13 protein-coding genes are annotated in these 12258 nt (G+C 39.6%); 11 read left to right on the forward strand and 2 right to left on the reverse strand.

Annotation, left to right across the window (positions count from 1 at the left end):
* The first annotated feature begins 169 nt into the window (after nt 1–169).
* From greB to PMI_RS14335, 11 genes are all read left to right on the forward strand, one after another.
* Entirely contained in the window at nt 170–649 is a 480-nt protein-coding gene (gene greB, locus PMI_RS14285) for a transcription elongation factor GreB (RefSeq protein ID WP_004246793.1), read from the forward strand.
* Nucleotides 650–797: 148 nt separating this feature from the next.
* The gene (gene ompR, locus PMI_RS14290) at nt 798–1520 is read left to right on the forward strand and encodes an osmolarity response regulator transcription factor OmpR (protein ID WP_004246792.1); all 723 of its coding nucleotides are present in this window, start codon (nt 798–800) and stop codon (nt 1518–1520) included.
* Nucleotides 1520–2860: a two-component system sensor histidine kinase EnvZ gene (gene envZ, locus PMI_RS14295; RefSeq protein WP_012368538.1), complete on the forward strand. Its 1341-nt coding sequence runs from the start codon at nt 1520–1522 to the stop codon at nt 2858–2860. The genes ompR and envZ overlap by 1 nt, the downstream gene beginning before the upstream one ends.
* Nucleotides 2861–3062: 202 nt before the next feature.
* The gene (gene pstS / locus PMI_RS14300; protein WP_004246790.1) at nt 3063–4103 is read left to right on the forward strand and encodes a phosphate ABC transporter substrate-binding protein PstS; all 1041 of its coding nucleotides are present in this window, start codon (nt 3063–3065) and stop codon (nt 4101–4103) included.
* A gap of 75 nt (nt 4104–4178) precedes the next feature.
* A complete protein-coding gene (gene pstC, locus PMI_RS14305) occupies nt 4179–5138 on the forward strand; it encodes a phosphate ABC transporter permease PstC (RefSeq protein WP_004246789.1) in 960 nt (319 codons plus the stop codon).
* Nucleotide 5139: 1 nt separating this feature from the next.
* Complete coding sequence (gene pstA, locus PMI_RS14310) at nt 5140–6042, forward strand: phosphate ABC transporter permease PstA (protein ID WP_004249075.1); 903 nt, start codon at nt 5140–5142, stop codon at nt 6040–6042.
* Nucleotides 6043–6072: 30 nt separating this feature from the next.
* Nucleotides 6073–6849, forward strand: coding sequence for a phosphate ABC transporter ATP-binding protein PstB (pstB, locus tag PMI_RS14315; RefSeq protein ID WP_004246787.1), 777 nt, complete (start codon nt 6073–6075; stop codon nt 6847–6849).
* A gap of 14 nt (nt 6850–6863) precedes the next feature.
* Nucleotides 6864–7598, forward strand: coding sequence for a phosphate signaling complex protein PhoU (gene phoU, locus PMI_RS14320; RefSeq protein ID WP_004246786.1), 735 nt, complete (start codon nt 6864–6866; stop codon nt 7596–7598).
* Between the two features lie 203 nt (nt 7599–7801).
* The gene (locus PMI_RS14325) at nt 7802–8641 is read left to right on the forward strand and encodes an ABC transporter substrate-binding protein (RefSeq protein WP_004249074.1); all 840 of its coding nucleotides are present in this window, start codon (nt 7802–7804) and stop codon (nt 8639–8641) included.
* Between the two features lie 97 nt (nt 8642–8738).
* On the forward strand, nt 8739–9476 hold the full coding sequence (locus tag PMI_RS14330) for an amino acid ABC transporter permease (protein WP_004246784.1): 738 nt from the start codon (nt 8739–8741) through the stop codon (nt 9474–9476).
* A gap of 1 nt (nt 9477) precedes the next feature.
* A complete protein-coding gene (locus PMI_RS14335) occupies nt 9478–10227 on the forward strand; it encodes an amino acid ABC transporter permease (RefSeq protein WP_004249073.1) in 750 nt (249 codons plus the stop codon).
* A 57-nt stretch (nt 10228–10284) separates the two neighbouring features.
* On the opposite strand, the gene PMI_RS14340 is transcribed toward PMI_RS14335, so the two are convergent.
* Both PMI_RS14340 and PMI_RS14345 read right to left on the reverse strand, forming a co-directional pair.
* Nucleotides 10285–11163, reverse strand: coding sequence for a YcdU family protein (locus PMI_RS14340; protein WP_227201555.1), 879 nt, complete (start codon nt 11161–11163; stop codon nt 10285–10287).
* 153 nt (nt 11164–11316) lie between these two features.
* Complete coding sequence (locus PMI_RS14345; RefSeq protein WP_012368540.1) at nt 11317–12255, reverse strand: ACP S-malonyltransferase; 939 nt, start codon at nt 12253–12255, stop codon at nt 11317–11319.
* Between the last annotated feature and the right edge of the window lie 3 nt (nt 12256–12258).

The following is a 12258-nucleotide window of genomic DNA, read 5'->3' on the forward strand; positions in this document are numbered from 1 at the left end:
TACCGAGAGGAGTGGTTAAAAAAGATGGCTATTATACACGCGCAATAAGAAAAAAATTCCGCTTATTATAGGCCAAGCATGACATTTATGAGGAAAATAACAGATTATTCTGTGATTCGCGCTATAGTATCTGTATGAAATTCAATGTTGATGATCGTATTTATTGGTAATGGCAAAAAGTAACTATATTACTCGTGATGGCTGGCATGCCTTGGATAAAGAGCTAAAATATCTTTGGAAAGAAGAGCGTCCTCGCGTCACTCAATCGGTCTCTGAAGCAGCGGCTCAAGGTGACCGTTCGGAAAATGCTGAATATATCTATGGTAAAAAAAGATTACGTGAAATAGACCGACGAGTTCGTTTTTTATCCAAACGTCTTGATGAATTAAAAATTGTTGACCCAGATCCTCGTCAAGAAGGAAAAGTGTATTTTGGCGCTTGGGTAACCCTTGAAGACGATGATGAAAACATTAAGACATTTAGACTAGTCGGCCCTGATGAATTTGACCCAGCAAAACAGTGGATTTCTATTGATTCCCCTGTCGCGAGAGCGCTGATCGGTAAAAAAGTGGATGATGAAGTTAGCGTGCAAACGCCAGGTGGCATCGTTAATTACTGCGTATTATCTATCAAATATTATTCGGAATAAGATAAATAAATAGTGTGATATTCTAAGATACAAAGTCAGAACAAGTTTTGCCTATAAATCATTAATATTTATTCTTTGTTTTTGGTTTAATATTCTTATCAATGATAGAATTCGCTAATAAAAGCATTTGCACTTCGGGAGCTTAAAGATGCAAGACAGTTATAAAGTGCTGATTGTGGATGATGATTTACGTCTACGTTCACTATTAGAGCGCTATTTGACAGAGCAGGGTTTTCAAATCCGCACCGCGGCAAACTCCGATCAAATGGATCGTTTACTTACTCGCGAATCTATCCATCTTATTGTCCTCGACTTAATGCTTCCTGGCGAAGATGGCTTATCTATTTGTCGTCGCTTGAGAAGCCAAAACAATCCTATCCCTATTATTATGGTGACTGCCAAAGGGGAAGAAGTTGACAGAATTGTCGGACTTGAAATTGGTGCTGATGATTATATCTCAAAACCATTTAACCCAAGAGAGCTATTAGCCCGTATTCGTGCGGTGCTTCGTCGCCAAGCCAACGAACTACCGGGAGCACCTTCACAAGACAATGCGATTGTCTCATTTGGTAAATTTAAGCTTAACCTCGGTACGCGGGAAATGTTCCACGAAGATCAACATATGCCTTTGACCAGTGGTGAATTTGCCGTATTAAAAGTCCTTGTTTCACATCCCCGAGAGCCATTATCACGTGATAAATTAATGAGTCTGGCGCGAGGTCGTGAATATAGTGCGATGGAGCGTTCTATTGATGTGCAAATTTCTCGTTTACGTCGCATGATTGAAGAAGATCCCACCCATCCTCGCTATATTCAAACGGTTTGGGGACTGGGTTATGTCTTTGTACCTGATGGAACGAGCGTATCATAATGAGAAGGCTGAGGCTTTCACCCCACAATAAGCTCACTCGCTCTCTATTTCTGGTTATCTCATTACTTTTTTTTAGCTTGATAGCCAGTTATGTTGTTGTACAGCATCTTATTGTCGGGCCAAGCCTCCAGCAATTTAATAAAGTATTAGCGTATGAAATTCGTACGCTAGTACCGGAAGAACTGATCTTAGTCGATGGCACCCCACTTAAAATTTCTCCCGCTCTACGTAATAAAATTTACAACGAGTTAGGTATCTCATTTTTTGATAAAGACGCCGCTTTAAAAGCTGGTTTAGAGTGGGCAAGAGAAGATTTAGAACTTAGCCAGCAGATGACGGATTATCTCAATAGTGATACGACGATTTGGCTAGAAAACACCCTAGAGTATCCTATTTTATGGATTAATACCCAACTCTCACCCACGCTATGGATACGCGTACCACTTACCGAATTAGGGCAAAATTTCTTATTACCCGTTTATCGGCAAGCCATTATTTTTATCATCATCGTAGTGGCATTTTTCTGGTTATATAACCGTTTTCAAAATCGTCCATTGCATGAAGTTGAATATGCAGCACGACGCATTGGTAAAGGGGTGATCCCTCCGCCAATACCTGAATCTGGCACTGCTGAAATGCGTTCAATTATTCGAGCATTTAATCAAATGTCATCAGATATTCGCTCATTAGATAATGATAGAACACTGGTGATGGCAGGAGTAAGCCATGATTTACGCACTCCGTTAACGCGTATTCGTCTTGCTACAGAAATGATGAGTCCTGAAGATAGTTATCTTGCAGATTCTATCAATAAAGATATTGAAGATTGCGATGCCATTATCGGTCAATTTTTAGACTATATGCGCACAGGCAAAGAGATGTCTTTAGAATTATGTGATATGAATGGTCTATTGCGAGAAGTGATCTGCGCTGAATCTAACTCAGGTAAAGTCAGCGAAGAGCATTTATACCCTTATCCTATCAATATCACAGCAAACCCAATTGCCGTCAAACGGGCGCTTACCAATATGATTGTTAATGCCACACGCTACGGACATGGTTGGATAAGCATCACAAGTAATCAAAATGAAGAATATGCTTGGTTTCAAGTTGAAGACGATGGTCCAGGCATTGCCAAAGAAGATAGACAACGTTTATTCCAACCCTTTGTTCAAGGGGAACAAGCTCGAAGTTCAACCGGTGCGGGTTTAGGTCTATCCATTATTCGTCGGATCATGGATGCCCATGGTGGCTTTGTCGAACTCGGCGATAGCACGAAAGGCGGGTTACTTATCCGTGCCAACTTTCCGTTAAAAGTGCAAGAAGACGAAGATGATTAATATCCTCACTTTTCAACGTTAACGCCCTTCTTATTCTTTCTCACCTATTTTTATGCATTATTTTCACTCTTTTTCTGCTTTGTCATAAAACTGTCACAATTAAGACATTTAATTGTCATCTAACTGACCTATTGTCTGTGCGTACCGTAACCGAAGTTGATAGATGTCGAAAAGTTATTCTACCTATCCCACAGGAGGGATTATGAAACTGATGCGTACCACCCTGACCAGTGTCATTGCCGCTGCACTTTCAATGACGGCTCTTTCTGCACAGGCAACGACCTCACTGACTGGTGCTGGCGCAACGTTCCCTGCTCCAGTTTATGCAAAATGGGCAGATAGCTATCAAAAAGAAACTGGCAACAAAGTTAACTACCAAGGCATAGGCTCTTCTGGTGGTGTAAAACAGATCATTGCTAATACTGTCGATTTTGGTGCTTCTGATGCACCATTAGCTGATGAAAAACTCAAGGCTGACGGTTTATTCCAATTTCCAACTGTCATCGGTGGTGTGGTGATGGCAGTCAATATCTCAGGTATTAAATCCGGTGAGCTTGTCTTAGACGGTGAGACTATCGGGAATATCTACTTAGGCAAGATCCAAAAATGGAATGATCCTGCTATAGCTAAACTAAATCCAAAACTCAATCTACCTGACCAAAACATTGCTGTTGTTCGTCGTGCTGATGGTTCAGGCACATCATTCGTTTTTACTAGCTACTTATCTAAAGTAAATAGCGCATGGAAAGATGAAGTAGGCGCAGGCTCTACCGTTAAATGGCCTACAGGCTTAGGTGGTAAGGGAAATGATGGCATCGCAGCCTTTGTTCAACGTCTACCAGGCTCAATTGGTTATGTTGAATACGCTTACGCAAAACAAAACAATCTTGCATATACTCAATTAGTCACTGCAGATGGCGAAGTTATTCCTCCTACTGCCGATAGTTTTAGCGCAGCAGCGAGAAAAATTGATTGGAGTAAGAGCTTTGCACAAGACCTAACGAATCAAAAAGGCGAAAATGCCTGGCCAATTACTTCTACTACCTTCATTTTAGTGCATCAAACGCAAAAAGATGCGGCTAAAGGAAAAGAAGTACTGAATTTCTTTAACTGGGCATATGAAAAAGGCAATGATGAAGCGAAAAATCTTGATTACGCCGTATTGCCAAAAGAAGTGGTAGAACAAATTCGTGCCGCTTGGAAAACAAGCATCAAAGACAGTAATGGTAAACCAATTTACTAACCAAAGGGTTACCATTAAAAAATAGATTAACGTTCACCCCCTGCAACACAGGGGGTAATAAATTAAAGAGGCTTTATGGCCGAGCATACAACGGTAATAAAGGCCCCGAGTAAACGAGGGGACGTTATTTTTAGCGCACTAGTTCGACTAGCTGCGTTAATTACACTTTTGCTTTTAGCAGGTATCATTGTTTCACTGATTTTCGCCTCATGGCCAAGTATTCAACAATTTGGTCTGTCATTCTTGTGGACGAAAGAGTGGGATCCACCCGCACAGGAATTCGGTGCTTTAGTACCAATTTACGGTACTGTCGTTACCTCAATTATTGCCCTGATCATTGCGGTTCCGGTGAGTTTTGGTATTGCACTCTTTTTAACAGAACTGGCACCCAATTGGCTAAAACGCCCATTGGGTATCGCGATTGAGTTATTAGCTGCTATTCCAAGTATCGTTTATGGTATGTGGGGACTCTTTATCTTTGCGCCGCTCTTTGCCACATACTTCCAAGAGCCTGTTGGCAACGTGCTCTCATCAGTCCCTATTGTCGGTGAGTTATTCTCTGGCCCTGCGTTTGGTATCGGTATATTAGCAGCAGGGGTTATCCTCGCAATTATGATCATCCCTTATATCGCGTCTGTAATGCGTGATGTATTTGAACAGACCCCAGTGATGATGAAAGAATCCGCTTACGGTATCGGCTGTACCACATGGGAAGTGATTTGGAATATCGTTTTACCTTATACCCGAAACGGTGTGATAGGTGGTGTGATGCTTGGATTAGGTCGTGCGCTCGGGGAAACTATGGCTGTGACCTTTATTATTGGTAACACCTACCAGTTAGACTCTGCATCACTCTTTATGCCGGGCAATAGTATTACCTCTGCATTAGCCAACGAATTTGCCGAAGCAGAAACAGGTCTTCATACCGCTGCATTAATGGAATTAGGTCTGATTTTATTTGTCATTACCTTTATCGTCCTTGCGATTTCTAAGTTTATGACACTACGTTTATCTAAGAATGAAGGAGCACGTTAAGATGGCTAAAACATCCTCTTCTTCATTACAAGTTCAAACAGAAAAAGAACTGCATATACGCCATAAACGCCAACTTTGGCGTCGTCAAAAAAACCGTATCGCACTGTTTTTATCTGTCTCTACCATGGCATTTGGTCTGTTCTGGTTAATGTGGATCTTGTTTTCTACAGTAACCAAAGGCTTTGATGGCATGTCTTGGGCCTTATTCACAGAAATGACACCGCCCCCTAACACCGATGGTGGCGGATTAGCTAACGCCATTGTGGGTAGTGGTCTACTTATTTTATGGGCGACGGTCATTGGTACTCCTTTGGGGATCTTAGCGGGTATCTACCTTGCTGAGTATGGGCGTCGTTCATGGTTAGCGGAAGTCATACGCTTTATCAACGATATTTTATTATCAGCCCCATCGATTGTTGTTGGACTGTTTGTGTATACCATTGTGGTGGCACAAATGCAGCACTTCTCTGGTTGGGCGGGTATTGTGGCATTAGCGTTATTACAAATACCTATTGTTATTCGCACCACGGAAAATATGTTGAAGTTAGTCCCTGATAGCTTACGGGAAGCGGCTTATGCATTAGGGACGCCCAAGTGGAAGATGATCGCTAAAATCACGTTAAAAGCCTCCGTATCGGGTATTATCACGGGCGTATTATTAGCGATTGCGCGTATTGCGGGTGAAACAGCACCACTGCTATTTACTTCACTATCTAACCAATTCTGGAGCACAGATCTAAACGAACCGATAGCCAACTTACCTGTGACTATCTTTAAATTCGCCATGAGCCCTTTCTCACAATGGCAAGAGCTTGCTTGGGCTGGCGTATTACTGATCACCCTCTGTGTTCTATTTATCAATATTATCGCGCGCGTGCTGTTTGCTAAAAATAAGCATGGCTAACGCAGAAAGTTAAGCAAGAGAGAACGTTGAATGACTATGGCTAATGATAACGCTGGAAACAAAATCCAAGTTCGTGACTTGAACTTCTACTATGGTAAGTTCCATGCGCTGAAAAATATCTCATTAGATATTGCCAAAAATAAAGTAACGGCATTTATCGGCCCTTCTGGCTGTGGTAAATCCACTTTACTGCGTACTTTTAATAAAATGTATGAGCTTTATGGCGAACAGCGTGCTGAAGGTGAAATCTTGTTAGATGGCAACAATATTCTGACAGATAAGCAAGATATTGCGCTATTACGCGCAAAAGTAGGCATGGTATTCCAAAAACCTACACCATTTCCAATGTCGATTTATGACAATATCGCTTTTGGTGTACGCTTATTTGAAAAACTGTCTCGCGCTGAAATGGACGAACGCGTTCAGTGGGCGCTGACCAAAGCCGCATTATGGAATGAAACCAAAGATAAATTACATCAAAGTGGCTATAGTCTTTCTGGGGGACAGCAGCAACGTTTATGTATCGCACGCGGTATTGCTATCCGTCCTGAAGTATTATTACTGGATGAGCCATGCTCTGCACTCGATCCTATCTCTACAGGTCGTATTGAAGAGCTTATCAGTGAACTAAAATCCGAATATACCGTGGTGATCGTCACCCACAATATGCAGCAAGCTGCACGTTGTTCTGATTACACTGCATTTATGTATTTGGGTGAATTAATCGAGTTCAGTGATACGGATACATTATTTACTCGTCCAGCGAAGAAGCAAACTGAAGATTACATCACTGGGCGTTATGGCTGATAACGAGGCAAATCATGGATAATTTAAACCACAATAAACATATTTCTGGTCAATTTAACGCTGAGTTAGAGCATATCCGTACAGAACTGATGGTCATGGGTGGCTTAGTTGAAGAGCAATTAAAAAAAGCCATTACCGCAATGCATAACCAAGACCAAGCATTAGCCAATGAAGTGATTGAAGGTGATCAAAAAGTCAATATGATGGAGGTTGCCATTGATGATGCCTGTATGCGTATCATTGCCAAACGTCAGCCCACCGCCAGTGATTTACGCCTTATTATGGCGATTTCTAAAACTATCGCCGAATTAGAGCGTATTGGTGATGTGGCAGAAAAAATCTGTAAAACGGCCCTTGAGAAATTTTCACATCAACATCAACCACTGCTAGTAAGTTTAGAGTCCTTAGGCCAACATGCGATACAAATGCTCCATGATGTTCTTGATGCTTTCGCTCGTATGGACTTAGAAGAAGCTATTCGAGTCTATCGTGAAGATGCAAAAATTGATAACGAATATGAAGGTATTGTTCGTCAATTAATGACTTATATGATGGAAGATCCTCGCACTATCCCGAGCGTACTGACGGCATTATTCTGTGCTCGTTCTATCGAACGTATTGGCGATCGTTGCCAGAATATCTGTGAGTTTATCTTCTACTACGTCAAGGGTCATGACTTCCGTCATTTAGGGGGTGACCAAGTAGAAAGAATGCTGACAAAAAATGATGATAGTCATTCTGCTAATTAAATAATTTATTCACTCTCTTTACGCTCTGAAACAGAGGCATTATTTGCCTCTGTTTTTTTATTTATGTTTATAAAGTCACTATCTCTCCTTAACTTATTCTATAAAAGCATATCCATATCATTTTTTATTATTTTATGAACTTAGAACAACTTGATAGCGTGATAGGCAACATAACAATGAGAATACTTTTTTTGGGGTGAATAATGAAATTACGTGTTTTGGCAACGGCATTAATTGCTGGCTCAGTGCTTTTTTCTGGTCTGGCAAAAGCCGATAAATTAGACGATATAAAACAGGCAGGTGTGGTACGCATTGCTATTTTTGATAGTAACCCACCGTTTGGTTTTATCGATCCACAAACCAAAAAATTGGCAGGTTATGATGCAGATATTGCGAATGAAATTGCCAAAGATCTCGGGGTAAAATTGGAATTACGTCCAACTAACCCAGCTAACCGTATTCCACTACTTAGCGCCAAAAAAGTCGATTTAATTGCCGCCAACTTCACCATTACCGAAGAGCGAGCAAAACAAGTCGATTTCTCTGTACCTTATTTTGCTACTGGACAGAAATTTATCGCGCGCAAAGGCGTATTAACCAGCCCTGAGCAAATTGCGTCATTACGCATTGGGGCTGACAAAGGCACCGTACAGGAAATTACCTTACGTGAACGCTATCCTGAAACTAAAGTCATCTCCTATGACGATACCCCTCTTGCGTTTGCCGCATTACGCAATGGCAATGTACAAGCGATAACCCAAGATGATGCTAAATTAGTAGGGTTATTAGCTAATTTACCTGAGAAAATCAAAGCTGATTTTGAAATATCGCCCTTTAGTATTACACGAGAATATCAAGCCGTTGCCGCAGCTAAAGGTGAACAGCGTTTAATTAACGAGATTAATAACACGCTATTAAGATTAGAGAAAGAAGGCAAAGCAGACGAAATTTATAATCGTTGGTTTGGCCCTGATACTAAGTCCGCTCAACCTCGTGGTGACTTTAAGTTTGCCCCACTTTCTGAGCAAGCGCCTCAATCCTAATGGTAGAGCAAATAACGACTTAATTTATCGCGATGATTTATTGATAAAACACCAACCCCGCTACTGCGGGGTTTGGCGTCTGCAATAGGTAATAATTATGTTTGCGCAGTTTCTTTCTCACTATCTTCTTGAGCCTCACTACTTAAGTTGGCTGTGGCAAGGTTTTTTAATCACCTTGCTTATCTCTTTCTGGACTATCATTATTGCCACATTACTAGGTTTTCTTCTCAGTGCTGCCTATGATAGCCATATCGCGCCATTACGTTGGTGTGCGGCCATTTATACTTCACTCTTTCGTAATACCCCATTATTGGTTCAGCTCTTCTTTTGGTATTTTGCTTCTGGTGAACTATTGCCACAAACGGCCATGATATGGCTTAACACCCCACATGAACTTTCTTTATTTGGCTTAACGCTCTCTTGGCCCTCTTTTGAATTTTTAGCCGGTATTATTGGGCTTACCTTTTACTCTGTACCTTTTATTGCCCAAGAGCTAAGAGCAGGAATACAGGGAGTCAGACAAGGCCAAAAATATGCAGCTTTAGCGTTAGGATTAACCCACTGGCAATCCATGCGTTATGTCATTTTACCGCAAGCTTTTCGTATCGCCCTTCCGCCATTGTTGGGTCAATATATGAATATTATCAAAAACTCCTCTCTCACTATGGCCATAGGTGTCGCAGAGCTTTCTTATGCTTCAAGGCAAGTTGAAACTGAATCATTACGTACTTTTGAAGCGTTCGGCGTCGCCACCATACTGTATATCGCTGCCATTGCATTAATGGAAGCTTGGGGGCAATGGCATCAGCAACGAAAATTAGCGCAAGGATATTAATATGGACTTTACTGTTATTGCTGATAATTGGCAGTATCTACTTTTTGGCGCGTATCCTGATGGGCCATTAGAAGGTGCGGCTTTAACTATATTTATTAGTGTGATCGCCGGTATTGTATCTATTATATTAGGGACGCTTGGGGGGATCGCTCTCGCCATGCTTAAAGGGGTATGGGTTAACTTATTTGCCGCTTTTTTAGGTTTTTTCCGTGCTATTCCGGTCATTATGTTGATTTTTTGGCTCTATTTTCTATTACCCGTGGTATTAGGAATGGAAATTCCTGAGATAACCACCGTGATCTGTGCTCTAGCACTTATTACCTCCTCTTATATCGCTCATGGTGTTAAAGCCGGTATTCTCGCTATTGGCAAAGGGCAATGGCAAGCAGGTTTATCGTTAGGATTTAATCGCTGGCAGACGCTTTGGTATATCGTGTTACCACAAGCATTACGTATGATGGTGCCCTCTTTTATCAATCAATGGATAGCCTTAATTAAAGATACTTCCCTCGCTTATGTTGTAGGTGTCGGTGAACTCTCATTCTTAGCAACACAAGTTAATAATCGCAGCATGGTGTACCCGATGGAAGTTTTTTTATTTGTTGCCTTTATTTACTTTGTGCTCTGTTTTTCATTAGAGTTAATTGCCAACCGAGTGGGGAAATTATTTACCACCCAAAAAGAAAAACGCTCTTTTTGGCAATATGTTATCCCTAATAAAAAACCTTCACTGAGTGAAAAAATTATTTAACTTATTCATCCCCTAATAATATTGATTAGGGGATTAAATAATAACCATCACAATGTCTTACTCCTTAAAATTTTTTAGTGCTTTTAAACGTAAGATCATATCAAATGCTAATATAAATTCCTGATAGAGTTTATTTCTCCGCTCAATAAAATAGAGATAAATAACTAAAGATAAACTCACCGAATAAATTAAAAAGAAATTCTCTTTTATATTCAGCAAATAGAATAATAAACAGAGTAACAATGTACCTAAAGGGATCAAAATCAGAAACCATAATACACGGCAAAACAGGCCTCTTTTTTTTACCTCAGCAAAATCTTCTTCAAAGCTATAACAGATAATCATCCCCATTAGGTAATTAATTTTACTCGCCTTCGATAAAAAAAGCATAACAAACAGAACACTATATAAAAGAATGATTAATGCAACAATAAACTCAATATTAAGATAACCTTGCTCTAACGAGAAAGTAGCACTGTTCTGGAGCGGAAAAACAATAGGAAAATTAACAAGTAAACTTAAAAAAACCTCATTAACAATAATATAGGATATGTTAAATTTTTTCTTCTCACGGCTATATAAAGAAAAGTTATTCAAATAATGAATTGAACAACTGACATAAAACTTGATCAAAAAATACATAAAAAACCATATCATTAATGGTGACAAGAAAAAACCAAGAAAAATAATAATATATATTTGGCTATCAAAAACAATCTCGATTAAATAAGAGGTAACAAGAAATATTATTATAACCCCAATTATATAGCTTAACGAAAAAACAGTAAAATAACGTGATATTATCGTCCTTTTTATATCGCTTTTATTATTATTTTTTAAATAAAACTTTTCAGAAAAAATACAGTATCGCCAATATATTCGCTCATTCATCATTGCACTGAGTAAAATGACAATAAAAATAGCAAAGTTACCCATAAATAATAACCAAAAACTTAACTCATTATAATTATTAATAAAGCATAAACTTAATACTATCGAGGCGATATAAATAGGTGTTAGCATAGTATGATGATGCGCTTGCATATAATAATGATAATTAGGCAACATAATTGCTCCTATATAAGATAATTAAATATAATCATTAACATGCAATATATTTTTATCTTTTAGCGTATGTGAATTTTTCGCTAAATAATACAATGACTTGCTATCACCAAGTTCAATAAAATTGTGATAGCCTAAATGACACCATAGCGCCATAGTTGCTGTCCATCTTACGGTTTCTGTGAGTTGATTAACTAAATTCTGTTTAATTGTCTCAATATCGCTAACAATCTCAGCAGAAACATTCATCACTAGGGGTTTATCTGGGATTGAAAAAGGGATTGTCTGTAAAAAGTGAGCAAGTAAATTTTTCCCTTCGCTCATCAATTCAGTGTGCCAAGCACCATTAACGGCTAATTTATTCGTTTCTATTTTCATATTAGCTAATTGATTAACAACCTTACGTACACTTGCATACTCCCCCCCAATAACTTGGTGAAGTTCACTGTTATCACAGCAAATATTCACCTTTGTTGCGAGATCTTGCTGGTCAATCAATGTTGATAACGTCTGATAAGAGCAATTTTTAACAACATACATTACCCCTTTGTTATTCTTAGCGAGCTGTTGCATGATAGATGCGCGATAACTAATTAACTTAAAGACAGATTCAAGTTCCAGTACGTTCGCCGCAAATAACGCTGAATATTCTCCAGCGCTGTGCCCTGAATAACCCGCCTCATTCACACAACAATGCTCACGCAGTAAATAAAGAGAAGCAATATTGATAGTTGTTAACGCCACTTGCTGATAACAGGTTTGTACCAATTTATTCATGGGCCCTTTTAAACAAACAGTCCTTACATCGAACCCTGCTATTTCACTCGCACAATTCCATACTTCTTTTATTGATGGAACGTCACGATATACCCTATTTCCCATACCTAAATAAGGCCTACCCTGACCTGGAAAAAATAAAATGCTCTCTTGATTTTGGTGATACTTTTTCTCTCTCAATGGCATAGA

The sequence above is a fragment of the Proteus mirabilis HI4320 genome (genome assembly GCF_000069965.1).
Classification (GTDB): domain Bacteria; phylum Pseudomonadota; class Gammaproteobacteria; order Enterobacterales; family Enterobacteriaceae; genus Proteus; species Proteus mirabilis.